Origin of the sequence: Corynebacterium tuingiense (genome assembly GCF_046718165.1) — a bacterium.
Taxonomy (GTDB): domain Bacteria; phylum Actinomycetota; class Actinomycetes; order Mycobacteriales; family Mycobacteriaceae; genus Corynebacterium.
Genome location: NZ_CP177101.1, coordinates 997,370 through 1,021,885, shown reverse-complemented (window position 1 = coordinate 1,021,885; position 24,516 = coordinate 997,370). Strand labels below are relative to the sequence as shown.

The window sequence follows — 24,516 nt, the reverse complement described above, 5'->3', positions numbered from 1 at the left end:
ATGTCCGCATCGCGTTCCATTTCTGAGCACCTTTCCGCGGTTCTGGCACTAGCTCCGGCACCGCGCGCGGAGGCCGTTCCCGTTGGCCCCGCGCTGCAAAGCCGGGTATTAGCGGAAGATGCCACAGCGCGCTTTCCCGTCCCGCCGTTTGCCAATTCCGCCATGGATGGCTTCCTCGTCCGCGCCGCAGATATTTCGGGCGCGGGCCCAGGTCCGTGGACGCTGCCGGTTGCAGGCGATGTCCCCGCCGGAGCTACCGCCCAGGAAGTTCCCGCAGGCCATGCGGTGCGCATCATGACCGGAGCGCCGGTGGGCGATGCCACTGGCCTCATCGTCGTCCCAGTAGAAAACACCACCGTCCCGCCTGGTCCCACGGAGTTGCCGCGCGAGGTCACCATCACCGCCGCGCCTGCAAAAACGCACATCCGCCCCGCTGGAGAAGATATACAACGCGGCACCGTCGTTGCTACTGCCGGCACCACCGCCAATGCCGCCGTTATCGCAGCGCTTATTTCCACCGGTATCTATTCCGTAAAGGCTTACCAGCGCCCGCGCATCGCGGTGATTTCTTCCGGCAATGAGCTATCCGCCTATCCGGATGAACTTGTCCCAGGGCTCCTGCCGGATTCCAATGGGCCGATGCTCGCCTCCCTCGCCCACACGGAGTCCTACTCGCACGTCGGCGACGATCCTGCGGAGTTATCCAGGTTGCTTGATGAGCTCAGCGCATCCCACGACCTCATCATTACCTCCGGCGGGGTATCGGCCGGCGCTTTCGATGTGGTGCACGGGGTGCTGGGTGCGGGCGATAATTCGTGGTTCGGACACGTTCATCAGCGGCCCGGCGCGCCGCAGGGCATCGGCACCTGGCAGGGCGCTCCGGTGCTCGCACTGCCGGGCAATCCGGTGGCGGCATTCGTTGGTTTCCAGCTTTATGCCCGCCCACTTATCGCCGCATTATCGGGTCAGCCGCACCCGCGGGAGACCGTGCAGCTGCGTGCGAAGGTGGAGGTGCCGCTGCCATCGGCAAGCAAGCGCCCCGTCATCGTTCCTGTGACCGTAAGCTTTGCGGGAAAGCCCAGGATTACTGGCGCGCTAAGCCGCGGCAGCCACCGCGTGGTCTCGCTGGCCGGTACCAATGGGTATTGCATCATCGAAGGCCCCGCCCCCGCCGCGGGCGAAGAAACCACCGTCTATCTGTACTAACGAGGAGAATTTTTCATGGAGTTTACCCACCTCAATTCCGCCGGCACCGCCTACATGGTCGATGTGACCGAGAAGCAGCCGACCGTGCGCACCGCCACCGCCGAGGGCGAGGTCGCCTGCTCCCCGGAGGTCATGACCGCGCTGCGCGAGGGCACCGTGCCCAAGGGTGACGTGCTGGCGGTCGCACGCATCGCCGGCATTTCCGCGGCGAAGAAGGTCCCAGAGCTTTTGCCGCTCGCCCACACCATCGGCGTGCATGGGTGCGCGGTGGATCTCGAGCTTGCCGATGCCCACGTGAAGATCACCGCCACCGTGCGCACCGCCGACCGCACCGGCGTGGAAATGGAGGCGCTGACCGCGGTTAACGTTGCCGCCTTGGCGCTCATTGACATGGTCAAGGGCGTCGATCGTTCTGCTTTTATCCGCCGCTGTGGCATCGTGGCGAAATCGGGTGGGCGCTCCGGCGATTGGTCCAGGACCCTCCCGGAGGCTTAATGGACGGCGCGATCATTTTGGCCGGTGGACAATCGCGCCGCATGGGCGGGGCCGATAAGGCGCAGGTGCGTGCCTTTGGCCTGCGCCTGGTGGACCGCCTGCTGCGCCAGCTTCCCTATGGCATGCCGTCTATCGTTATTTCCCCGCACTACCTCGGCCTGCCGCAGGTGTGCGAGTCGCCGCTTTTCGGCGGCCCCGTAGCCGGTATCGAGGCCGGTGCGCGCGCTTTGTCGCATTGCGACCGCCTAGCGCTCTTCGCGGTCGATGCGCCCGATTCGCCGCAACTGCTGCCGCGCCTTAATGGCGCGTTGCATGCCGCGCCCACCGCCGGCGCCGCGATTACCCGCGCCGCGGATGGGTATTTACAACCCCTGTGTTCGCTATGGCATACCGCTGCGCTCTTTGAACGCTTGGGCGCGCTGCAGTCAACACGCAATGTCTCCGTGCGCAGGCTTATCTGCGGCGCCGATTTCGTCGAGGTGGCCGGCACCGGTGCCGAGCACGATTACGATACCCCTGCCGAATTGCAGGATATTCCGCCCCACCCCGCCCTTCGCGCTCACCGGCGCGGCTAAAGCAGCCACAGTCCGCCCACTCCGTGAGCGCGAAGGGAGGGTGAGGGAGAATTATTCGCCGCGGGAGCGGAAGACATCGGCAAGCAGCGGCGCAATAACCCCAAGGGCATCTGCCACGGCCCCGGTGGATGAGGCGCAATTGATAATGAGGCTGCCGCCGCCGTGCTCGGTCATGCCGATGATCCCGCGGGACAGACACGCCTTGGGCGAGGATTCGAGCCCGCGCAGGAGCACCTGGGTCTCCAGACCGTAGAGGCGGGCCTTGATGTAGCGCTCGGTGACCTCGGGGGTCAGGTTCGTCGCCCCGATACCGGTGCCGCCGATGACCACGACGATATCGGTGCAGGCCTCCACGGCGGTGCGCAGCGCGTCATCGATTGGCGCATAGCCCTCTGGCACGATACTGGGTGGTGCCACATCGATATCGTGCGAACGCAGGATTTCTACCGCTTTCTCCCCAGCGCGGTTCGGCTTTTCCCCGGCCAAAATGCGGTCCGAGCTGACGATTATCTGCGCCATTCTTTGGGACATAAGTCTCATTCCTTCCCCACTGTGCAGTGTGTTCAATATCACATCATTCCGTTTTCGATACCAACATACTTGGGACACGGGGTTAACCTGCGGCATCGGAATCGATCAAGAATTACGCAACATTTGCATGCCGTAATTAGATACGGAGTTTACCGTTTTTATTTACCTGTTCGAGCATAGTCGCCGGTAGATTAAGGAGTTGAACGACCTACTACCTGTGAGGACATCATGACTGCTCTTGATACCTCAGGCAAAGTCATCCAAGGTTGGGATCCAGAAGATTCCGACCACTGGGATTCCAAAATTGCCTGGCGCACGCTGTGGATCTCCACGTTTGTTCTAATCATTGGCTTTGCCACCTGGTACCTCGTATCGGCAATTGCCCCGCAATTGAACCAGATTGGCTTCGACTTAACCCGCAGCCAGCTCTACTGGCTGACCGCCATCCCCGGTTTGGCCTGCGGCATCTTCCGCCTCATTTTCATGTTCTTGCCGCCCATCCTTGGCACACGCAAGCTCGTCTTCAGCTCCTCGCTGCTTTTTATCATCCCCATGCTGGGCTGGTTCTTCGCGGTGCAAGACTCCTCCACCCCATACTGGTGGCTGCTGACCCTCGCCTTCCTCTCCGGCATCGGTGGCGGCGTGTTCTCCGGATTCATGCCCTCGACCGGCTACTTCTTCCCCAAGCGCCTGTCCGGTACCGCGCTGGGCATCCAGGCTGGCATCGGTAACTTCGGCATCTCCTTTATCCAGCTGGTCGCCCCATGGCTCATGGGCTTTACCCTGCTGGGCGTGGGCTTTGTCGCCCCGCAGCGCACCGATGACGGCGAAATCTTTGTCCACAACCCCGCCATCTTCCTGGTGCCGTGGGCCATCGTCGGCGCATTCCTCGCGTGGACCCTGCTCAAGGACGTTCCCGTGAAGGCGAATTTCCGCCAGCAGATGGACATCTTTGGCAATAAGAACACCTGGATTCTTACCGTCGTCTACTTCATGACCTTTGGCGCATTTTCCGGCTTCGCGGCGCAAACCGCGCTGCTTATTAACCAGATCTTCGGCGAAGGTTCCGAATTTGCCGGCACCTACGACAACCTACCTGCCGGCGCGAGCTACGCCTTCCTGGGACCACTCATCGGCGCGCTCGTCCGCGCGCTGTGGGGCCCGCTGTGCGACAAGTTCGGCGGCGCCATCTGGACCTTCATTGGCTGCCTGGGCATGACCATCTTTACCGTCGTGGCCACCTTCTTCCTCACCCCGGACGAGCCGGATGAGGTCTGGTGGTTCCTGGGCACCATGCTCATTTTCTTCTTCTTCACTGGCCTGGGCAATGCCGGCACGTTTAAGCAGATGCCCATGATTTTGCCCAAGCGCCAAGCAGGCGGCGTTATCGGTTGGACCGGTGCCATCGGCGCCTTCGGCCCGTTTGTCGCAGGTGTCTTGCTCTCCATGATGTCTGCACCGACGTTCTTCTGGGGCTGCGCCGTGTACTTTGCCATCACCACGGTGTTGGTGTGGATCTACTACGCCCGCCCCAACGCCCCATTCCCCGGATAATTAGGAGCTTTCATTCCCCATGACTGCATACTTCGCGCCCGAACAAGGCAACTCAAATCCACTCTTTAAGCTCGGCGCCTACCTACGCAAAGGCGAAGCTACCGATTCCGGCCAGCAGCTTTTCTTAAAGGGCGGCCGCCAGGCAGACGTCTTCTACCGCAACCGCTGGGCCTTCGACAAGATGGTGCGCTCCACCCACGGCGTGAACTGCACCGGTTCGTGTTCGTGGAAGGTCTACGTCAAAGACGGCGTCATCACATGGGAATCCCAGGCGGTGGATTACCCCACCACCGGCAATGACATGCCGGAGTACGAGCCCCGCGGCTGCCCCCGTGGTGCCTCCTTTTCCTGGTACACCTACTCTCCTACCCGCGTGCGCTACCCGTATGCACGCGGCGTGCTGGTTGATATGTTCCGCGAGGAAAAGGCAAAGCACGGCGATTCCGTCCTGGCATGGCGCGCCATCCAGGAGGACCCAGAAAAGCGCAAGGCGTATATCTCCCAGCGCGGCAAGGGCGGGCTTATCCGCATCTCCTATGAAGAGGCCATCGATATCGCCTCGGCCGCGCACGTCTACACCATCCGCAAGTACGGGCCGGACCGCATCAACGGCTTTACCGTGATCCCGGCCATGTCCCAGATCTCCTATGGCGCGGGCATGCGCTTCCTGCAGACCATCGGCGGCGTCGCGCTCTCCTTCTACGACTGGTACGCCGACCTACCGCCGGCATCGCCGCAGACCTTCGGCGACCAGACCGACGTCCCGGAATCCGGCGACTGGTACAACTCTTCTTACCTCATGATGTGGGGCTCGAATATCCCGGTCACCCGCACCCCGGACGCCCACTTCATGGTGGAGTCGCGCTACAAGGGCACCAAAGTCGTCGTGGTCTCGCCCGACTTTGCGGATAACACCAAGTTCGCCGATGAGTGGGCCCGCATCGAGCCGGGCACGGACGCCGCGCTCGCCTTTGCCATGGGGCATGTCATCTTGAAGACCTTCCACGTGGACCGCCAGGAACCGTACTTCCTGAACTACATGCGCAAATACACCGACTCGCCCTTCCTGGTATCCCTGGAAGACCACGGCGACGGCGCATATACCCCAGGTAAGTTCCTCACCGCCTCGCAGCTTGCCGATGCCACCTTGAATTCCTCCCCCAACGCCACCCACCGTGGCCTGGTGATGGAAGAAGACGGGCGCATCGTTGACCCAGGCGGCACCGTGGCAGACCGCTGGGATAACGAAAGCGCCAAGTGGAACCTAGCATTGGACAACGCCGATCCGGTCATGTCCATCGCAGAAACCGATAGCTTTGACACCGCCGAGGTGCTCTTCCCCCGCTTTGACCTGGATACCAACCCAGAGGACGTGGGGACCGACAAGCCCATTGGCGCGGGCATCGTCCACCGCGGCGTCCCCGTCCGCGAGGTCGACGGCAAGCTGGTTACCACCGTCTTTGACATCATGCTCGCCCACTACGGCGTCGACCGCGAGGATCTCCACCTGCCGGGTAGCTGGCCGAAGGACTTCCACGATGCCAGCGAGGTCGGCACCCCCGCCTGGCAGGAAGAGCTCACGGGCGTGGCTGCCGATACCGCTATCCGCATCGGCCGCGAATTTGCACAAAACGCCGCGGATTCCAAGGGCCGCTCGCAGATCATCATGGGCGCGGGCGTCAATCACTACTTCCACGCCGATAATATCTACCGCACCTTCTTGGCGCTAACCTCCATGTGCGGCACCCAGGGCGTCAATGGCGGCGGTTGGGCACACTACGTGGGCCAGGAAAAGCTGCGCCCCATCAACGGCTGGACCCAGTGGGCCATGGCCGCCGACTGGCAACGCCCGCCGCGCCACATGATTTCCACCGGCTTCTACTACTTCGCCACAGAGCAGTACCGCTACGATAATTCGCGCGCGTCCCACTTGGGCTCGCCGCTGGCTAGCCACGGTTCCATCGGGGACAAGATGGTCTCCGATACCATGGCAGAATCCATGCGCCGCGGCTGGATGCCGGCCTACCCACAGTTCAACCGCAACTCCCTCTTCCTTGCCGATGAAGCCGATGGGGCCGGCATGGACATCAATGACTACGTGGTCCAAGAGCTAGAAAGCGGCCGCCTAGAGTTCTCCTATGACAACCCGTCTGCTGAGGAGAACTGGCCGCGCATCCTGCTCAACTGGCGCACCAACCTGCTCGGCTCGTCCGCCAAGGGCACCGAGTTCTTCCTGCGCCACCTCTTGGGCATCGACTCGGACGCTACCGCGGAAGAACTCGCCCCTGAAGACCGCCCGCGCAGCATCAAGTGGGTGGATAAGGCACCGGAGGGCAAGCTGGATCTGATGATGACCACGGACTTCCGCAATACCTCCACCACGCTGGTTTCGGACCTCATCTTCCCGGCCGCAACCTGGTACGAAAAGCACGACATGTCCTCTACTGACATGCACCCGTACCTGCACTCATTTAACGCGGCGATTAACCCGCCGTGGGAGGCCCGCTCGGACTACGAGGTCTTCCGGGACTTGGCCGCAGCCCTCTCTGATAAAGCCACCAAGTGGCTGGGCGTGCAACGCGATGTCATTACCCAGCCGAGCCACCACGACAGCCCGGACGAGCTTGGCATGCCCAACGGCATCGTCCCCGACCCCGAAGAACAGGGCCTTATCCCTGGGGTCACGATGCCAAAGCTGCACGTTGTCGAGCGCGATTACACCAAGGTCTACGAAAAGTGGGCGCACCTGGGCCCGCTTCCCGCCAAGGCCGGCACCGGCGTGCACGGCACCAAGTTCAACGTGGAAAAGCAGGTCAAAGAACTCGAGCTCATCTGTGGCACCACGGAGACCTCGATGGGCGAGCTGGTGGATCTGTCCAAGGACACCAAGGTCATCGACGCCATCCTGCACCTTTCCGGTGTCTCCAACGGCGAGCTAGCCAAGCAGGGATTTGAGTTCCTGTCCTCGCGCACCGGCAAGGATCTCACCCCGCTGGGCGCTCCCGATGAAGACGTACGCATCACGTGGGACGATATCAAGGAACGCCCGAAGGAGGTCATCACCTCCCCGGAGTGGACCGCCGATAAGCGTAATAAGCGCCGCTACACCGCCTTTTCCATCAACGTCGAGTTTGATAAGCCCTGGCACACGCTGACCGGCCGCATGCAGTACTACATCGACCACGACTGGTTCATGGATTACGGCGAATCGCTGCCGATTTTCCGCCCGCCGCTCGATCACGTCCACATGCACGGCGAATTCGCGCCGGGCACGGAATTGACCAATGACCGCGGCGAGGCTGAAGTCACGCTGCGTTACTTGACCACGCACAATAAGTGGTCCATCCACTCGCAGTACTTCGACAACCTGCACGTGCTGTCCATCTCGCGCGGTGGCCAGGTGGTCTGGATGTCCAATAAGGACGCCGAGAAAATCGGCGTCACGGACAACGACTGGGTTGAGGTATATAACCGCAACGGCGTCGTCTCCGCCCGCGCCATCGTCTCCCACCGCATTCCGGAGGGAACCATGCTGTGCAACCACGCACAGGAGCGCACCGTGGGCACGCCGATCAACGAGCACACCGGCCGCCGCGGCGGCACGCACAACTCGCTGACCCGCATTTCCATCAAACCGGTGCACATCGCTGGCGGCTATGGCCAGCTGACCTACCACTTCAACTACATCGGCCCTACCGGCAATAACCGCGATGAAGTCACCCGCGTACGCCGCCGTTCCCAGGAGGTATCCTACTAATGAAAGTCATGGCCCAAATCTCCATGATCATGAACTTGGACAAGTGCATTGGCTGCCACACCTGTTCAGTTACCTGTAAACAGGCATGGACCAACCGCGAAGGCACCGAGTACATCTGGTTCAATAACGTCGAAACCCGCCCCGGCCTCGGCTACCCGCGCACCTGGGAGGACCAGGAAAAGTGGAAGGGCGGCTGGGAGCGCACGGCGTCCGGCAAGATCAAGCCCAAGGCCGGCGGCCGCCTCAAGAAGCTAGCCACCCTCTTTCACAACCCCAACCTGCCCACCATCCAGGATTACTACGAGCCCTGGACCTACCAGTACGAGGACCTGATGGGCGCCGAGGCGGGCCAGAAGACCCAGCCGACCGCCAAGCCGGTCTCCCAGATCGACGGACGGGACATCGGCAAGATTGAATGGTCTTCCAACTGGGACGATAACCTGGGCGGCTCTACTGCCACGCTTGACGATGACCCCGTTCTCCACAACATGAACCTCGAGGTCAAGAAGGAAATCGAGGACTCGTTCATGTTCTACCTGCCGCGCATTTGCGAGCACTGCATGAACCCGACCTGCGTATCCTCCTGCCCCTCCGGTGCGATGTACAAGCGCACCGAAGACGGCATCGTCTTGGTGGACCAGGACCGCTGCCGCGGCTGGCGCATGTGCGTATCCGGCTGCCCGTATAAGAAGGTCTACTTCAACCACAAGACCGGCAAGGCCGAAAAGTGCACGCTGTGCTACCCGCGCCTCGAGGTGGGCCAGCCCACCGTCTGTTCCGAGACCTGCGTGGGACGCCTGCGCTACTTGGGCGTCATCCTCTACGATGCCGACCGCGTCGCCGAGGCCGCCTCCACCGAGAATGAGCAGGACCTTTTCGAGGCCCAAAAGTCGATCATGCTCGACTCCCACGACCCAGAGGTAGTCCGCGCGGCCCAGGCGGAGGGCATCCCGCACTCCTGGATCGATGCCGCGCAGCAGTCACCGATCTATGACCTCATTTTCAAGTACGGCGTCGCTCTGCCGCTGCACCCGGAGTACCGCACGCTACCGATGGTCTGGTACATCCCGCCGCTGTCGCCCATCGTTGACAAGGTGACCGCAACCGGCAACGACGGTGAGGACCACAAGATCCTTTTCTCGGCGCTATCGAATATGCGCATTCCGCTGGAATACTTGGCGGGCCTATTTACCGCCGGCGATACCGTCCCGGTGGAAAAGTCGCTGCGCCGGCTCGTCGCCATGCGTTCGTATATGCGCGATATCAACCTGGGCAACGAGCCGCAGGAGGAAATCGCCCAGGCAGTCGGCATGACGGGCAGGGATATGGAAGGCATGTACCGCCTGTTGTCCATCGCTAAATACGATGACCGCTACGTCATCCCCACCGCCTCGCCGGAATCCCCGCGCGGCATTACCGATTTGGATCCGTTCGGCGATGTGGACCCGGCCAAGGCCTCCGAGGACGTCTTCCACGACCTTGGCATGGGCGCGCCCGAAGCTTGCACCCACGGCGCCGAACCGCAAGGTAAGGTCTCGCTGCTCTCCTGGAGCGGCGACCGCCCCGATGCCATGTTCCCGCCGCGGAAGTAGGTGAAGCCGTGAATATCTTCGATAAACTCCGCAAGCGCCAGGAATCTCTGCAGCGGCAATCTGCCCCGCAGGGTGCCGATGCCCCCGTGGCCGGGTTCGGAACTCCCGCCGGCATCGGTTCCATGGGCGGTGCCAAGGACGTCGAAAAGACGCTGCGCACCCACACCGGAAAAGTCCCGCGCGAATTCGTCACGCCTGTCGAGGTCACCGAAGACCAGCGGCGGATAGTCGCCATGGCCGTGTCCGTGCTGCTTAATTACCCAGGCGAAGACATCTTTGACCGCCTCTCCGTGGTCGAAGACCAAGTAGATGACCTGCCGCTGGCCATTGCCACCGACTTCATCAACTTCGCCGAATGGGCCCGCAGCATCGGCCCGCGCGGCTTGGAAGAGCACTACGTCGAGACCTTTGACCAGCGCCGACGCTGCGCGCTGTACCTGTCCTACTTCGCCGTCGGCGATACCCGCCAGCGCGGAATGGCCATTTTGTCCTTCCGCCAGCAATTGGAGTCGCTCGGCTTCGAGATTTCGGATGAAGAACTACCCGATCACCTCTGCGTGGTCCTCGAAGCCCTCGCCATGAGCGAGGGGGAAACCCACGAGCGCGCCGTTGAATTGGTGGCCAGCTACCGCGAAGGAATCGAGGTGCTGCGCGCGGCCCTCGCTCGCGAGCGTTCGCCGTATGTCAGCTTGATCGTCGCGCTGTGCAAGGCCCTTCCAGAAGTCGATTCTGATACCGCGCAAAAGTACGTCGATCTCATCCGCACCGGCCCACCCGCCGAGATGGTCGGCATTGCAGACCTTCCCTTCCCCACTACCCAACCAGACCTCGTCTAGGAGCCACATTATGTTTGATAACTTCCTCTGGGGTGCCTTCCCGTGGTTAGCCATCGCGGCGTTCTTCGTGGGCATCTTCTGGCGGTGGCGTTCCGACCAATTCGGTTGGACCACCCACTCCTCCCAAATCTATGAATCCAAGCTGCTGCGTTTATCCTCGCCGCTCTTCCACTGGGGCATGGTCTTCGTCGTCATCGGCCACCTGATGGGCTTGGCATTCCCCAAGTCTTGGACCCAGGCCGTTGGCATCAGCGATCACGCCTACCACCTCCTGGCCACCATTCCAGGCTCCATTGCCGCGCTGGCGGTTCTGCTGGGCTTTGCCGGTTTGCTGTACCGCAGGCTAAAGAACCGCTCCGTGTTCTTGTCCACATCCACCTCGGACAAGGTCATGTACGCGCTGCTCGGCCTCGCGCTGGTATCGGGTTCCTTTGCCACCTTTACCCTGCAGCTTTTTGACCTCGCCGGCACCGGTGGGTACGACTACCGCGAAACCATCTCCCCGTGGCTGCGCCAGCTGTTGATCTTCAACATCCAGCCCGACCTCATGGCCAGTGCCCCATGGCAATTTAAGGTCCACGTCCTCTGCGGTTTCACCATCATCGCCGTGTGGCCCTTTACCCGCCTCGTCCACGCATTCTCGGCGCCGGTCGGCTACGTTACCCGCCCGTACGTGGTCTACCGCTCCCGAGACGAGCGCACCACCCCGATGCGCTCCAATACCGCGTGGGAGCCTATCCGCTCCAACCGGAAGCAATTGGAAGGAGAAACCCCGGGCCACGGTGCCTAAGTAGTTTCCCCGCTCCTCTTTACCGCCGCGCGCTGTCCACTATGTGAATGGCCCGCGGCGGTTCCCTTTTGTCTACAACTGCTCCTGCGCTGCCCATGCGCCCACCATGCGCCTCACGCGCCCTTCGCGCTCACCGGCAGAGCGGCACGCCCGCAATCACTAGCCCCCTGTGAGCGCCAAGGGAGGTGGCCAATAAAGAACCCCCGCCCTTCGCGCTCACAGTAAGAGATGGAACTACCTCTCGGCAGTGCCCTGGTGAGCGCGAAGGGCGAGGTGCGGGGTTGGAAACGCGCTATTCGGTGACGACGAACTTGCCGTGCTGTCCCTTCTCGGCGTTGGTCATAATGTGATTGACAAAGGAATACGTTCCGGGCTCGTTAAAGGTCATCTCGACGAACCCGCCTTGCGCGGGAAGCAGGTCGAAGGCCTGCGAGCCGGTCTTATCCTCGTCCTTGATGAGGTAGGCGCCTTCCTTATAGGCGGTATCGAATTGCTCGCCCACCACGTGGAAGCTAAGCGGCTGGTCGGGGCCTACGTTCATGATCCACAGGCGGACGGTATCGCCCACCTTGGCCTTGATGGGGTCGACGTCGTACTGGCTGGGGTAGTAATTAAAGGCCATGAGGTCGAAGTCGCCATCGGCCACGCGCTGGGCGTCGGCGCCGGTCTTTTCCTCACCGAGGAATACATCGTTGGCGATGAAGTTGTACTCGGCATCTACGTCCTTGAGATCTGGTGGATCGATGATGACGTTACCGGCCATGCCGTTGGCGATGTGCAGGGACATCGGGGCGGTTGAGCAGTGATACATCCAAATGCCGGAGCGATTCGCGGTGAATTCGTAGGTTAGTTCTTCCCCGGGCTGGATGGACTTCATGTTTTCATCCGGGTTGACCTCACCGGCGTGGAAGTCGATGGAATGGGCCATGCTGCCCTCGTTCTTGATGGTGATCTTGAACTTATCGCCCACCTTGCCGCGCAGCGTCGGCCCTGGCGCCTGGCCATTAAAAAGCCATTGCATCTGCTTAACTCCTGGGGCTACCTCAACGATTTCCTCGGTCATCGACCAGGTTTCTTCGTGCGTGGTGGTATTAGCCGCCGGCGCCAGGGAGGCGTCATAGGCGCTAAAACCTTCGCGGGAGGCACCGAGTTCGGCGGCGCTCGGAACATCAACGTGCGGGTTGGATGCCCCTGCCACGGCGTGGTGGTGATCGTGCCCGCCGGTGCTTGGCGCGGAATCGTCCACGTTGACGTCAAAGGTCATACCTTGCAGGCGGTGACCGGCAATGGTGCAGTAGCCTTCGATGCTGGATTCGATGACACCGGCATCGAGCTGCACGGTATCGCCGGGATCGACGCGGCCGGTTTCGGCATCACCAATCTTTAGATCGTGGACTTGGTCCCCGGTATTGGTGAAGTTAACCACCAAGTGGGTGCCGGGATCGATATCAACGTGGTTGGGGACGAAGGCCATACCATCGACTTCTACGTCAATGGTGTGGGTTTCACCTTCGGCAACAGAGCCCGCCGGTTGAGAGTCCTTAGAGGTGGTATTGACTAGGGCGAGCGCGATCACCGCGGCCAGCGCGATACCGATAAGTAACCACGAGGCCCATTGGGAGTTACCGGACTCCGGCGGCTTATCCTGTGGCTGTGGGGAAGAAACACTAAGCATTTAATTCTCCAGATTCTGTTGTTGGTAGACGGCGCGTCCCACGGCAAGCACGTTTAATGCTAAGCCTATCCCCATGAGGATAAGCCCAGCAGAAAGGGCGTTGACAAGGCTCAGCAGGGCGCCGAGGTTGATGAGGACGAGTCGGGCAAAACCGGCGCGGTCCGCGGTATCCCGGCCGTGGTGCACCTTGGCAGGACCGCCTCCCACCAGCGTGGGCAAGAGATGGTGCAAGACGCCGGTGACCAGCTGCAAAATGCCGCCGCCGATGAAGGCCGGAACCACAAACAGCGTGATGACGCGCGGGTAAGCGCCGAGCGCTGCGGCGACGGCATCGCCGGCGCACAGGGCCACCATCCACAGCAGTCCTGCGATAACGGATACCGATGCTGTGGTGAGCCGGGGGTTGCACCCCAGCACAGTGGCCAGTACCGGTTGGATGATCATAATTGCAGCTAGCACGACAAGCAGCTGGGCGATGCCCGCCGCGCGCGTCCACCCCACCGCGCCACAGACCATGGTCAGTATTAGCCCGGTGCAGTGGACGATGAGCCCGCGTGTGCACCGCATCCGCGCGGTAGGCGAAATCGCGGTATTAGACAAGGTGGGAAGCAGCGTCACGATGGTGCCCACTATGGTCAGCCATGCAAACCCCCAGACCATGCCGCGCGAGTGGGCGGCCACGAGGAAGGAATAGTTGCCCACGCCATTGCCGCTTAAAATCACGAGGATTACAGAGGCGATCATGAAGATGGAGGCGGCTGCATAAAACGGCACCGTCACCGCAAACGATCCAGAAAGCGATCCGCGCAAACGCGTGTAGATAAAAACGAGCTGCCAGGCTAAGGCGGCGATGATGAGGAGGGAGGCGGCATCGGCAAGCAGGCCCCAGTCATACCCCGTGCGATCGATAATGAGCAGGATAAGGCCCACCTGGATGAGCGCCACGCGCGCGCCTACTCCCCGGTATCCGTTATTGGCGGTGCGGGTAAGAGCCTCGGTGAAGTGGGTGGAAAATACGATGATGGCGGTGGTCAGCGCGCCGATGGTCAGCGGGTGGATGAGATCCCACCACACCACGGGCGCGCCCAGGTGGCCCGCCACGTTGATGCCGATGCCGATGAGTACCCACGCGCCGATAAGCGCAGCGGTCAGGATGTGCCAGCGGCTGCGGGCGGCCAGGGAGATGTCATTAATGTGCACGGCGGGCCTCCTTCACCGTCAAAGTAATGCCGCAGCCGAGGAAAACCAAGACGGCGGCGAGGGTCGTCAGCCCACCTACCTGGTAGGCGACGGTGTGGCGGGCGACATCGGCAAGCATGCGCAGCGCCAGCCCGCCATGCAGGACCGCCACGGGAAGGAAAAGCACCGGGTGGTAGGCCAAGCGGCGGCGGATGACGGAGGTAATGATGATGGGGGCATGGGCAAAAATCATGGACATGACAAAGCCCAAAAAGATGGCGTGTACAGAGGCGTCGTAGGCAAAGCCGGAGCTCTCGCCATAGAGCAGCCAGAAATAGCCGCCGAGGGCCAACCAAAAATACCCGGCAAGCATGCACGCGGCGGAATAGCGCGGCAGCCCGCGCGAGTGCACCAGGTTCTTCGCCACATCCACGCGCACGGTAGAAACCGCAACGCCGATAAGCGCCACGCCCATCGCGCGATAGCCCACTGCCGGGGAAAGGATATAAACCACGCTCAGCGCCGCCAACCCCAAAACCCACAGCGTAATCCGCTTATCCGCCTGAGTGCCGGCCATGGTGATGCGGGCAAGCTCCATGCGCTCGCCGATGATCGTCGCTACCACGTAGAGCACGCACAGCGGCATCGCGGTAGAAAACGCCGGTTCCATGGCCCACAGCAGGGCCGCCGCTACCCCGCCGATGACGCCGGTGGCCTGCACGATGATGGACAGGGCGGGCTGGCGCCGGTGGATGGTGGCATAGATAAATCCGAGCACTATGAAGCCTGCTGCGAAGCACAAAGCCGGGACCTGCCGCGGTAAGCCCGCCATGATGCCCACGAACCCGGCGACGTGGAAGATGGGTCCTACCCAGGCCCACCGCGTGCGCACGGCGACGGCGCGCTCCAGCCCGATGGCGCCGCCAACAAAACCAAAGACCATCAAGGGGCCATGATCGGCAGCTAGAGACGCTGCCGGCGAGAACCCCACGCCGAGCAGGGATGCCCCCGCGGCGAGCCCAACAAGCAAGGACAGCCCCGCGCAGGCAAGGAAGAAGAATCGGTGCGCGAGCCTATTATTTATCACGGTTTTAATCGTACTAATATTGGTGGCAAGGTAAAACCTCACCCCACCTCCGAAAGGATGACGCTTCCCATGGAACTTCCCATCACTGATACCTCCCAGCAGAACTCCATTCCCACCCTCAACGCCTCCGAAATCCCCCACGCCGTGCGCCACGGCGCCATTCACGGGGCTTTGGGTACGTTGAACGTGGGCCAAGCCATGATCCTCATCGCCCCACACAACCCCATCCCCCTACTCAAGGAAGTAGAAGAGCGCGCGGAGGAATTTGAGCTGTCCTACCTCAAGGAAGAGGAAAACGACTATCACATCAAATTCACGCGAATTTCGTAGTATATTTCCGTAACAATCGATAGGCTATGCGCTGATAACTCCATCTCTCGTACATTGTTGCCTACATAACACGGAGCATTCACTATGAATAAGAAATTTGCCGCAGCCGCCGTGGCCGCGACCGGCTTGGCGCTTTCTGCCTGCTCTCCCGATACCTCCACCAACTCCGATGCAGAGGAGACCAGCTTGAACCTCTTGGCTGCATCGTCCACCCGCGTCATCAACGATGAGCTGGAAAAGCGCGCCTCCGAGCTCGACACCCCGGTTGACCTCGAATTCCAGAATGGCGGTTCTTCCGACCTAGTCAATAAGTTGAGCGAGGGCGCCCCCGCTGACCTGCTGGTCACCGCGTCCAAAAAGACCATGGACAAGGCCATCAGCGAGGGCACCGTAAAGGACCCGAAGGTGCTTGCCACCAACGTCATGGTGATGGTTGTGCCGAAGGGAAACCCGGGCAATATCCACTCCATCGAGGATCTGCAGAACGAAGACCGCTTCGTCCTTTGTGACCCGCAGGTTCCATGCGGCGATATCTCTTCCCAGATCATCGAAGAAAACAACCTGGACGTAAAGCCCGCCTCCCAGGAGCAGCAGGTCGCTGACGTGCTGGGCAAGGTTGTCTCCGGTGAGGCCAATGCCGGCTGGGTCTACTCCACCGACGCTGCGGCCGCTGGCGATGATGTAGAGGTCATCGAGATCCCGGATGCTGATAAGTTTGCCAACCAGATCCTGGGCGCAGTCTCCGCCGAGGCTGAGCACCCAGAAGAGGCACAAAAGGTCCTCGACCTGTTGGCCGATGACTTTGATAAGACCTGGGAAGAGTACGGCTTTAACCCAGCAGATTAATCAATGACCCCTCCCCAGCCCATTCGTCTTCAGTCTCCCCTCGTTATCGGCCTTATCGGCCTCATCGCGGTCGTTGTTATCCTCGTTCCCGTAGCCTCGCTGGGTCTGCGCGTACCGTGGGACCGCATCGGCGAATACCTCGCCAAACCGGAGATTTGGGACATGCTCAAGCTGTCCCTTACCGCGGCATTCCAATCAATGCTGCTGGCGATGGTGCTGGGGACCGGCCTTGCCCTGTGGGTCCAACAGCTCGGACGGGGCAGCGGCGTGGTACGCCTCCTGGTTTATTTGCCCTTGGCCATGCCACCCGTGGTGGGCGGCCTGGCGCTCACTGCCGCAATCGGCCGCAGGGGCTATTTGGCCCCGTTTCTTGACGCCATAGATTTCCACTTTGCTTTTGCTTTTCCCGGCGTCATCGCCGCGCAGTGCTTCGTCGCCCTGCCCTTCGTCGTGGTGGCGGTCGATTCCGCCCTGCGCCAACTGGATCAAGAGATTTTGGCCTCTGCCGCCAGCGTGGGACTATCCCGCTGGGAGGTACTGCGCAAAATCACCATCCCCTCCATCGCTCCCGCCCTGGCTACAGGCGCCGGCCTTGCTTTCGCGCGTTCGCTCGGCGAATTCGGCACCACGCTGACCTTTGCTGGCTCCCAGCCGGGTGTGACCCGCACGATGCCGCTTGGCATTTACCTGGAGCGCGAGGTCGATACCGATGGTGCCTATGTGCTTTCCGCCATCCTCATTGCGATGGCTATCCTCTGCCTCGCCCTCGCCGGGCTTCCCTCGCTCCTCCAGCGTTCCTACCGAGCGCAGGCCCGCGAGCTGCACAGCATGGACTACGAGAAACTCAGCTCCCTGACGGCCCCGGGTAAGGCCCCCACCCTATCCGTCACGGCGGACGGGGAGACCACGGAATTTACCCCGCGCGCGATTACGGCCATCGTCGGTTCCAATGGCTCCGGCAAGAGTACCCTGATGGGGCGCATCGCTGGGCGGCTGACCGGCGCGGAAATCACCGCCGACCAGAATGAGATCGTCCTGCTTACCCAGCGCCCCGGTTTGCCGCCGCGGGCTACCGCAAACCAGGCCATCGCTATGGTCACCCGCGATAAGCAGCGCGCCACGGAATTGCTGGAGGCAGCAGGCTTGCGGGAGCTTAACGATGTCCCCGTGCCCGCCCTCTCCGGCGGCCAGGCCGCCCAAGTGGCCCTCGTCCGCGCGCTCGCTGCGCGGCCTACCATTCTGATTTTGGATGAGCCTTTGGCAGCCATCGACGTGGAATCCGCCAGCAAGTGGCGCCGCTTCCTGCGCGCCACCCGCCGCGATCGGACTACCTTGCTGGTGACCCATAATGCGTTGGATATTGCCGGGCTTGCCGATGACATGGTGGTCATGAATTCCGGCCGCGTCACCGCCCACGGCCCAGCGGCAGACCTCCTCGATGTGCCACCTACCGGCTTCGTGGCTAATATCGCAGGGCTCAACCGTGTGGAAGGCACCGTCACAGAGGCGACTGCTACCGAGACCATCGTTGCCTGCGGGAATACCACCATCACCGGCGGGCCCGCCGATCTCCGCGCCGGCAATAAGGTAGCGGTCACCTTTAAGCCTAGTGACGTGCACCTGATGTCTGACGAGGCGACCGAAGTCAATCACTGGACCACCAAGGTCATCGCGGTGGAAGCTGCCAGCATGGCGGATGCTCGGTTGAGCCTGAATATGGGCGGGCACACCATTACTGTGCCGGTGAGTAGGCAGGTAGCTTTAGGTATTGATACGGGCGATACCGTATCATATAGCGTGGCTAAAGATAAGATTTCTGTTAATCAAGCCCCTTATCAGCACTCAGAGATACGAAGTTAATCGCATGCCTAATTCGCTCCCCCGCCCCAGCACCGAACTTTTCCCAGAAGCGCTCAAGCTATCCCCTAAGCAGCGCGAGGTGCTCACGCAGCTCCAGCACTACCCGCGCGGAGCTCGCGCAACGGAGGTAGCAAAAGATTTAGGCATGCACGTCAATACCGCGCGCGGGCATATTGATGAGCTCATTCATGTCGGTGCCGTGACCGCCGTTCCAGAGCACAGCACCGGGCGCGGGCGCCCGTCCCTGATTTTCCAGGCGCGCGTGCCGGATAACCGCGCCATCGCAGACGAATATGTCAGCCTCATTAGCGTGCTAACCACCATGCTCGCCGGCAAGGAAGAGCTGGAAGATTTCTCTTCCCCGCAGGCCCGAGAATTGGGGCGCCAGTGGGCGCGCGCTACGGGCGCGGATATCCAGAGCGGGGCGCTCGATACCCTCTTTGCCACCCTGCGCGATATGGGTTTTGATCCTTCGCAAGGCGCGGATTCATCCGAGATCGAGTTGAACGCCTGCCCATTCGTCTCCTCCGGAACCACCCCGAGCCCCTTTGTCTGCGCCATACACGCTGGATTTTTACAAGAAGCCAGCGGTACGGACGCGGACATCGCCTTAACACCGATGCAGCGCCCCGAAGTCTGCCAAATCGAGATTAAGCCTGTGTAACTTCCACGCGGACCGGGCCCGCGACCTTGAGATCGAAGACGCGCAGGCCCTGCTCGCGGGCATCATCAAGTACGCTCTCGTCGATGTCCTCCGTGTGCAGCACCATCACCGTCGGCCCCGCCCCAGAAAGATAGGCGGCGTATCCGCGGTTGCGCAGGCGGTTCACCCACTCCGCGGTCACCGGCAGCACGCCGGCGCGATACGGCTGATGCAAACGGTCGCGGGTGCCTTCCCACAAAAGTTCTGGGTAGTTCTGCAACGCGGCTACTTGGACGGCGGTGCGGGAGACGTTAAAGGCGGCATCGGAATGCGTCACATGCGAAGGCAGCACGCGACGCACCGCCTGGGTGGAGGCGTGGGAATCCGGCACCAGCGCGGTCGCCCGAATATCGGGGTGTACGTTGATGGTGGCGGCCTTGTATTCCGGCAGGGAGCGGCCATCGACAGGAACCGTCGTCCACGAGACCACAGCACTGCCCAGTACCGAGGCCGCGGCATTATCCGGGTGGCCCTCAAACGCCGAAGACAATTGCACGAGCTGATCTTGGGTGAGTGGGTTGCCCGCCAAGGCATTGCCGGCTGCCACGCCGGCGACCGCCGTAGACGCCGAAGAACCCAGGCCGCGCGATTGGGGAATCGTATTATGCGAAACCACGCGCAACCCCGGCACCGTAGCGCCGGCAGCAGATAGCGCGGAGCGGATGGCCTTGACCATAAGGTGCGATCCATCGCGCGGGAGGTCTTCTGCCCCCTCACCAAAAATCTCCACCTCGAGGCTGGAGGGAATAACCTCCACCTCGGCGGTATCATACATGCTCAGAGACATGCCCAGGGTGTCATATCCCGGCCCCAGGTTCGCCGTGGAGGCAGGAACGGTGACTATCGCCTTGGTGCCGACTTCAACTTCGATGCTCATGGTGACTAATATATCGAACCGGTTTAGCTGCCCAAGCGGATGACCGAATGAACGGCCTTGACCTCATCGAGCTCGCCCAAGGCGGAGACGATGTTTTCCAGGGTTGCTTCTTTGGCGGCGTGGGTGACCACGATAAGGCGCGCGGTGTCCTCGCCGTCTTCTTGGCGCACGGTGCGCAGGGATACCCCATGCTGTGCGAAGAGCGCCGAAATGACTTCCAAGACGCCGGCGCGGTCCTGGACTTCCATATCGATGTGGAAGCGGGTATCGACCTCGCCAAAGTCTGCAATGGGCAGGTTGGCGTAGGTATTCTCGCCAGGCGCGCGACCGCCGTGCACGATATTGCGGGCGGCACCGACGACATCGCCAAGCACTGCCGAGGCGGTAGGGTTGCCGCCGGCACCATTGCCGTAGAACATGAGCGACCCGGCGGCCTCAGCCTCAACGAAAATTGCGTTATAGGACTCGCTGACAGAAGCCAGCGGGTGATCCTTAGCCACCAGGGTCGGGTGCACGCGCGCGTTGACCACTTCGGATCCATCCTCGCGGCGCAGGCGCTCACAAATGGCGAGCAGCTTGATGGAATAGCCGGCATCGTTTGCCGCGGCAATATCGTCTGCGGTGATATCGGTAATGCCCTCGCAGTGCACGTCCTCGAACTTCACGCGGGTGTGGAAGCCGATGGAGGCCATGATGGCGGCCTTCGATGCGGCGTCATGCCCCTCCACGTCCGCGGTGGGATCCGCCTCGGCATAGCCCAGGCGGGTAGCTTCCGCTAGGGCCTCGTCATAGGTGGCGCCGGTGGATTCCATCGCGTCCAAGATGTAGTTGGTCGTGCCATTGACGATGCCAGAGATGCGCTCAATCTGGTCACCTGCCAGGGAGCGACGCAGCATACCCACGACGGGGATGGCGGCGGCCACGGCGGCCTCAAAGTAGAGGTCAACGCCGGAGCGTTCCGCTGCCTCGGCCAATTCATCAGCATGCGCAGCAACGAGCGCCTTATTCGCCGTCACCACGGACTTGCCGGAATTAAGCGCGGTCAACACCAACTCGCGCGGGAAATCGATCCCGCCGATGACCTCCACCACCAAGTCAATATCATCGCGGGAGATCAGGGCCTTGGCATCATCGGTCAACAATTCACTGGGCACGCCCGGGCGCAGCTTATTCTTATTCTGGATGGCGATGCCACGGATCTCTGCTGGCCCACCGATGCGATGAGCAAAGGCATCCGCATTCTCATCTAAGAGGCGGAAAACTTCCGCGCCCACGGTGCCGAATCCAAGCAGCGCGATGCCAACGGTTTCGCCTTCACCCTTGCCGGTACGCGAATGTAGCTGTAGCTCACTGTTTGAAGCATCCATAGTCCGTCTCCATCTCGATTTAGTGGTGGAAAATATCTCCCGCTTTACGCGGCTACAGGTCACTATACAGAACGAGCTGTCTATATTGCGACATGCGGGGGATAATATTCGTTTAGCTACAGAAAACCCCCGCCGCACGGGCCGAATGTGGCCCCTGCGTTGCGGGGGTAGTACTGGCTTAATCCACTTCCAAGGACAAAAGATCCTCGATGGTTTCGCGCCGCAACATGGGCTTGGTATTTCCCATGCGCGTTGCAACCACGGCTGGGCGCACCGCGCCGTTGTACCGAGAGGACATCATGTACTGATACCCGCCGGTGGCCGCGAAAGCGAGCAAGTCCCCCGGCTGGATGTCATTGGGCAATTCGCCTTCCTCCAGCAGGATATCGCCGGATTCGCAGTGGAAACCCACGATGCGCGAGGGCACCATCTCGCCATCGCTAAAGCGGTTCACCAGGCGCACATCGTATTCGGAACCGTAGAGGGCTGGGCGGATATTATCGGACATTCCCCCATCGATGGAGATATACCGACGCACCGGCAAATCGGCCTTGCCGGTTTCCACGTCCTTGACCGTACCCACGCGGTAGACGGTCACGGCAGACCCTGCCACCAAGGAACGCCCCGGCTCCACGAGGAGGAACGGCGCCTTAATATCGAGCTCTTCCGCGGTCTGGTCCACGGCGCGCAGCATGTCCTGGGCCACGCGGTCAATATTCAGGGCTTCCTCATAAGGCATATACGGAATACCAAAGCCACCGCCCAAGTCCAGCTCGGCCAGGTCAACGCCCAGCTCGGTGTGGATCTGACGGTAGAGCTCCAGCACGCGCTCGGCGGCGAGTTTGAAACCCTCGGCATTGAAAACCTGGGAACCCACGTGGCAGTGCAGGCCGCTCAAGTGGAGGTTATTCACCTCAAGGCAACGCTTCGCGGCGGAGAATGCCGCGCCCGTGGCCAGGGAAATACCGAATTTCTGGTCCTCGTGCGAGGTGGCCACGAACTCGTGGGTATGCGCGTCCACACCCGGCTTGACGCGAATCATTACCGGCTGCACCACGCCTGCCTCGCCGGCGATGCGGTTGAGCTCTTCGAGCTCCTGTTCATTATCGATGACCACGTGGCCCACGCCCGCGTCCACGCACAGGCGCAAGTATTCCTCGTCCTTATTATTGCCGTGCGCCGTAATGCGCGCGGCCGGGAACTCTGCGGCGAGCGCGATCTTTAGCTCATTGAGCGCGGCAGCATCGAGACACAGGCCTTCTTCGTTGACCCACTGCACCACCTTTTTGGAAATGAACGCCTTGGAGGCATAGTGCACGTGATCCGGCCCGCCGAAGGCACGCGCCATGTCCTGGCAGCGCGAGCGGAAGTCGTCCTCATCAAAGACGTAGAGCGGGGTCTGGAATTCCTCTGCCAAATCCGGCAAGGGCACTTCCGCTACGGTAACGACGCCGTCTTCCTGGCGGCTCGCATTCCGCGGCCACACGTGGGCGGGAAGCTCATTGAAATCAGCCATTTACATCTTCTCCGGTGCGCTCACGCCAACCATAGTCAAGGCATTGGACAGGACGACGCGGGATGCTTCCGCCAATGCGAGGCGTGCGCTGTGAATGGGCTGCTGTTCCTCCCCTGCCTTGGGCAAAACCTGGCAGGTGTCATAGAAACGGTGGAATACGCCAGCCAACTCTTCGGCATAGCGCGCCACGCGGTGCGGCTCGCGCAGTTCCGCGGCATCTGCCACTACGGCAGGGAACTCACCCAAAGTGCGGATAAGGTCGCCCTCGCGCTCATGCTCCAGCAGCGACAGGTCCGCGGCTTCGGAGCTAACCCCCAGCTCCGCTGCCTTGCGTCCAATCGAGCACAACCGGGCGTGACCGTATTGCACGTAGTAGACCGGATTATCCGAGGACTGCGACTCCCACAGGCCCAGGTCGATATCGATGGACTGGTCCACGGAAGAGCGCACCAGCGAATAACGCGATGCATCGACACCAATGGCGGCGACCAAATCCTCGATGGTGATTACGGTGCCCGCGCGCTTAGACATGCGCACCGGCTTGCCGTCGCGCAACAGGTTGACCATCTGGCCAATGAGCACCTCGACGCCATCGGCGTCATAGCCCAAGGCAGCTGCCGCCGCCTTCAAGCGCGGGACGTAACCGTGGTGGTCAGCGCCCAACATGTAGATATTAAGATCGTGACCGCGGTCGAATTTATCGGCCACGTAGGCGATATCGCCGGCGATGTACGCCGCATTGCCGTCCGATTTCACCACGACGCGATCCTTAGAATCGCCATAGTCGGTAGATTTCAGCCACCACGCGTTATCCGCCTCATAAAGGTGGCCTTCAGACTTCAGGGTCTCAAGGGCCTTATCTACCGCCCCAGACTCAAACAGCGAATTTTCGTGGAAGTAGACATCAAAATCCACGCCAAATTCATGCAGGGACTGCTTGATCTGGGCAAACATCATCTCTACGCCATCGGCGCGGAAAGCCTCCTGCACCTGCGCAGCATCGCCCTCGAGCGCGTTGGGGTTCTTTTCCACAACCGCGTTTGCGATGTCGCGAATATAATCTCCGCCGTAGCCGTCCTCCGGCGTGGGCTCGCCTTTAGCTGCGGCAACAAGGGAGCGCGAGAAGCGATCGATCTGGCCGCCGTGATCATTGAAGTAGTACTCGCGGGTGACTTCTGCACCGGAAGCCGTGAGTACCCTGCCTAGCGAATCGCCGACGGCGGCCCACCGCGTCCCGCCCAGGTGAATCGGGCCCGTGGGGTTGGCAGACACAAATTCCAGGTTAATCTTCTTGCCTGCAAAGGAGTCATTCGAACCGTAGTCCGCGCCTGCCTGCAGAATCTGGGCGACAATCTCACCCTGGGCAGCGGCGGCTAAGCGGATATTAATAAATCCAGGCCCGGCAATATCGGCTTCCGCAATGGCATCGTGCTGGGCTAATTTTTGCGCTAACCAGCCACCAAATTCGCGCGGATTCGCGCCGGCTTTCTTGGCCACCTGCAGTGCAAGGTTGGTGGCGTAGTCACCGTGTTCTGGGTTGCGGGGGCGCTCTACCGTGACAGATTCCGGCAATACGGACGCGTCTAGGTCATGTTCTGCCATGACCTCGGTGGCGGATTCTTTAACTAAGGTGGCCAAATCAGCTGGAGTCATGTGGCAAGAGTCTAGTTCACTGCCCCGACACGTGCGAAAAGAAGCACTGGCTAACATTTCCGCGGGCGGAGATCGCTCATTTAATAG

General features: G+C 61.3%; 20 protein-coding genes. 12 read left to right on the top strand and 8 right to left on the bottom strand.

All coding sequences use genetic code 11. The annotated features are described in order from the left end of the window. Genes ACLI1T_RS04880 through ACLI1T_RS04870 form a run of 3 tightly spaced genes read left to right on the top strand, consistent with a single transcriptional unit; the run spans nt 1 to nt 2,276 of the window. On the top strand, nt 1-1,206 hold the full coding sequence (locus ACLI1T_RS04880) for a molybdopterin molybdotransferase MoeA (RefSeq protein ID WP_411703191.1): 1,206 nt from the start codon (nt 1-3) through the stop codon (nt 1,204-1,206). A gap of 15 nt (nt 1,207-1,221) precedes the next feature. Next, a complete protein-coding gene (gene moaC / locus ACLI1T_RS04875; protein WP_023026346.1) occupies nt 1,222-1,701 on the top strand; it encodes a cyclic pyranopterin monophosphate synthase MoaC in 480 nt (159 codons plus the stop codon). Continuing rightward, on the top strand, nt 1,701-2,276 hold the full coding sequence (locus tag ACLI1T_RS04870; protein WP_349853107.1) for a molybdenum cofactor guanylyltransferase: 576 nt from the start codon (nt 1,701-1,703) through the stop codon (nt 2,274-2,276). The genes moaC and ACLI1T_RS04870 overlap by 1 nt, the downstream gene beginning before the upstream one ends. A gap of 51 nt (nt 2,277-2,327) precedes the next feature. Here the strand turns inward: ACLI1T_RS04870 and ACLI1T_RS04865 are convergent, their stop codons facing one another. After that, the gene (locus ACLI1T_RS04865; protein ID WP_411703190.1) at nt 2,328-2,807 is read right to left on the bottom strand and encodes a molybdopterin-binding protein; all 480 of its coding nucleotides are present in this window, start codon (nt 2,805-2,807) and stop codon (nt 2,328-2,330) included. 228 nt (nt 2,808-3,035) lie between these two features. On the opposite strand from ACLI1T_RS04865, the gene ACLI1T_RS04860 reads away from it, so the two are divergent. From ACLI1T_RS04860 to narI, 5 genes are read left to right on the top strand one after another with little or no spacing between them, the layout of a single operon-like run. Then, nucleotides 3,036-4,361, top strand: coding sequence for a nitrate/nitrite transporter (locus ACLI1T_RS04860; RefSeq protein WP_349853105.1), 1,326 nt, complete (start codon nt 3,036-3,038; stop codon nt 4,359-4,361). 19 nt (nt 4,362-4,380) lie between these two features. Further along, nucleotides 4,381-8,118 (top strand): nitrate reductase subunit alpha, encoded by a 3,738-nt coding sequence (locus tag ACLI1T_RS04855; protein WP_411703189.1) that lies wholly within the window; start codon nt 4,381-4,383, stop codon nt 8,116-8,118. Continuing rightward, on the top strand, nt 8,118-9,710 hold the full coding sequence (narH, locus tag ACLI1T_RS04850; protein WP_411703188.1) for a nitrate reductase subunit beta: 1,593 nt from the start codon (nt 8,118-8,120) through the stop codon (nt 9,708-9,710). Before ACLI1T_RS04855 ends, narH begins: the two co-directional genes overlap by 1 nt. 8 nt (nt 9,711-9,718) lie before the next feature. After that, nucleotides 9,719-10,546 carry a nitrate reductase molybdenum cofactor assembly chaperone gene (gene narJ, locus ACLI1T_RS04845; RefSeq protein WP_411703187.1) on the top strand — a complete coding sequence of 276 codons (828 nt, stop codon included), beginning with the start codon at nt 9,719-9,721 and terminating at the stop codon, nt 10,544-10,546. Nucleotides 10,547-10,556: 10 nt separating this feature from the next. Then, nucleotides 10,557-11,336, top strand: a complete 780-nt coding sequence (gene narI / locus ACLI1T_RS04840) for a respiratory nitrate reductase subunit gamma (protein ID WP_005280178.1) — start codon at nt 10,557-10,559, stop codon at nt 11,334-11,336. Nucleotides 11,337-11,628: 292 nt separating this feature from the next. Here the strand turns inward: narI and ACLI1T_RS04835 are convergent, their stop codons facing one another. The 3 genes from ACLI1T_RS04835 to ACLI1T_RS04825 are packed head-to-tail and all read right to left on the bottom strand — an operon-like array spanning nt 11,629 to nt 15,277. Then, nucleotides 11,629-13,011 carry a multicopper oxidase domain-containing protein gene (locus tag ACLI1T_RS04835; protein WP_411703186.1) on the bottom strand — a complete coding sequence of 461 codons (1,383 nt, stop codon included), beginning with the start codon at nt 13,009-13,011 and terminating at the stop codon, nt 11,629-11,631. Beyond that, a complete protein-coding gene (locus ACLI1T_RS04830) occupies nt 13,012-14,211 on the bottom strand; it encodes a beta-carotene 15,15'-monooxygenase (RefSeq protein ID WP_349852642.1) in 1,200 nt (399 codons plus the stop codon). Next, the gene (locus ACLI1T_RS04825) at nt 14,201-15,277 is read right to left on the bottom strand and encodes a hypothetical protein (protein ID WP_411703185.1); all 1,077 of its coding nucleotides are present in this window, start codon (nt 15,275-15,277) and stop codon (nt 14,201-14,203) included. The genes ACLI1T_RS04830 and ACLI1T_RS04825 overlap by 11 nt, the downstream gene beginning before the upstream one ends. A gap of 69 nt (nt 15,278-15,346) precedes the next feature. Between ACLI1T_RS04825 and ACLI1T_RS04820 the strand changes: the two genes are divergently transcribed. The 4 genes from ACLI1T_RS04820 to ACLI1T_RS04805 all read left to right on the top strand — a co-directional run bounded on the left by ACLI1T_RS04820 (nt 15,347) and on the right by ACLI1T_RS04805 (nt 18,977). After that, a complete protein-coding gene (locus ACLI1T_RS04820; RefSeq protein WP_411703184.1) occupies nt 15,347-15,607 on the top strand; it encodes a DUF2249 domain-containing protein in 261 nt (86 codons plus the stop codon). Between the two features lie 84 nt (nt 15,608-15,691). Then, nucleotides 15,692-16,453, top strand: a complete 762-nt coding sequence (gene modA, locus ACLI1T_RS04815; RefSeq protein ID WP_411703183.1) for a molybdate ABC transporter substrate-binding protein — start codon at nt 15,692-15,694, stop codon at nt 16,451-16,453. Between the two features lie 3 nt (nt 16,454-16,456). Continuing rightward, nucleotides 16,457-18,313, top strand: a complete 1,857-nt coding sequence (locus tag ACLI1T_RS04810) for an ATP-binding cassette domain-containing protein (RefSeq protein WP_411703182.1) — start codon at nt 16,457-16,459, stop codon at nt 18,311-18,313. A gap of 4 nt (nt 18,314-18,317) precedes the next feature. Next, complete coding sequence (locus ACLI1T_RS04805; RefSeq protein ID WP_411703181.1) at nt 18,318-18,977, top strand: helix-turn-helix transcriptional regulator; 660 nt, start codon at nt 18,318-18,320, stop codon at nt 18,975-18,977. Here ACLI1T_RS04805 and thrB read toward each other — a convergent pair. The 4 genes from thrB to argS form a co-directional block, all read right to left on the bottom strand. Next, nucleotides 18,964-19,893, bottom strand: a complete 930-nt coding sequence (thrB, locus tag ACLI1T_RS04800) for a homoserine kinase (RefSeq protein WP_411703180.1) — start codon at nt 19,891-19,893, stop codon at nt 18,964-18,966. The two genes, ACLI1T_RS04805 and thrB, sit on opposite strands and share 14 nt — an antisense overlap. Before the next feature lie 23 nt (nt 19,894-19,916). Continuing rightward, nucleotides 19,917-21,260 (bottom strand): homoserine dehydrogenase, encoded by a 1,344-nt coding sequence (locus ACLI1T_RS04795; protein WP_349862691.1) that lies wholly within the window; start codon nt 21,258-21,260, stop codon nt 19,917-19,919. 178 nt (nt 21,261-21,438) lie between these two features. Beyond that, a complete protein-coding gene (gene lysA, locus ACLI1T_RS04790) occupies nt 21,439-22,776 on the bottom strand; it encodes a diaminopimelate decarboxylase (RefSeq protein WP_411703179.1) in 1,338 nt (445 codons plus the stop codon). Continuing rightward, a complete protein-coding gene (gene argS, locus ACLI1T_RS04785; RefSeq protein ID WP_349867864.1) occupies nt 22,777-24,429 on the bottom strand; it encodes an arginine--tRNA ligase in 1,653 nt (550 codons plus the stop codon). Nucleotides 24,430-24,516: the final 87 nt, after the last annotated feature.

What these genes read in the sequence shown, in the direction of transcription:
- moaC (WP_023026346.1), top strand. Translation starts at nt 1,222, where the DNA reads ATGGAGTTTACCCACCTCAATTCCGCCGGCACCGCCTACATGGTCGAT.
- ACLI1T_RS04810 (WP_411703182.1), top strand. Translation starts at nt 16,457, where the DNA reads ATGACCCCTCCCCAGCCCATTCGTCTTCAGTCTCCCCTCGTTATCGGC.
- thrB (WP_411703180.1), bottom strand. Translation starts at nt 19,893, where the DNA reads ATGAGCATCGAAGTTGAAGTCGGCACCAAGGCGATAGTCACCGTTCCT.
- narI (WP_005280178.1), top strand. Translation starts at nt 10,557, where the DNA reads ATGTTTGATAACTTCCTCTGGGGTGCCTTCCCGTGGTTAGCCATCGCG.
- ACLI1T_RS04860 (WP_349853105.1), top strand. Translation starts at nt 3,036, where the DNA reads ATGACTGCTCTTGATACCTCAGGCAAAGTCATCCAAGGTTGGGATCCA.
- lysA (WP_411703179.1), bottom strand. Translation starts at nt 22,776, where the DNA reads ATGGCTGATTTCAATGAGCTTCCCGCCCACGTGTGGCCGCGGAATGCG.
- ACLI1T_RS04855 (WP_411703189.1), top strand. Translation starts at nt 4,381, where the DNA reads ATGACTGCATACTTCGCGCCCGAACAAGGCAACTCAAATCCACTCTTT.
- ACLI1T_RS04870 (WP_349853107.1), top strand. Translation starts at nt 1,701, where the DNA reads ATGGACGGCGCGATCATTTTGGCCGGTGGACAATCGCGCCGCATGGGC.
- narH (WP_411703188.1), top strand. Translation starts at nt 8,118, where the DNA reads ATGAAAGTCATGGCCCAAATCTCCATGATCATGAACTTGGACAAGTGC.
- ACLI1T_RS04795 (WP_349862691.1), bottom strand. Translation starts at nt 21,260, where the DNA reads ATGGATGCTTCAAACAGTGAGCTACAGCTACATTCGCGTACCGGCAAG.
- ACLI1T_RS04820 (WP_411703184.1), top strand. Translation starts at nt 15,347, where the DNA reads ATGGAACTTCCCATCACTGATACCTCCCAGCAGAACTCCATTCCCACC.
- argS (WP_349867864.1), bottom strand. Translation starts at nt 24,429, where the DNA reads ATGACTCCAGCTGATTTGGCCACCTTAGTTAAAGAATCCGCCACCGAG.
- ACLI1T_RS04805 (WP_411703181.1), top strand. Translation starts at nt 18,318, where the DNA reads ATGCCTAATTCGCTCCCCCGCCCCAGCACCGAACTTTTCCCAGAAGCG.
- ACLI1T_RS04865 (WP_411703190.1), bottom strand. Translation starts at nt 2,807, where the DNA reads ATGTCCCAAAGAATGGCGCAGATAATCGTCAGCTCGGACCGCATTTTG.
- modA (WP_411703183.1), top strand. Translation starts at nt 15,692, where the DNA reads ATGAATAAGAAATTTGCCGCAGCCGCCGTGGCCGCGACCGGCTTGGCG.
- ACLI1T_RS04835 (WP_411703186.1), bottom strand. Translation starts at nt 13,011, where the DNA reads ATGCTTAGTGTTTCTTCCCCACAGCCACAGGATAAGCCGCCGGAGTCC.
- ACLI1T_RS04880 (WP_411703191.1), top strand. Translation starts at nt 1, where the DNA reads ATGTCCGCATCGCGTTCCATTTCTGAGCACCTTTCCGCGGTTCTGGCA.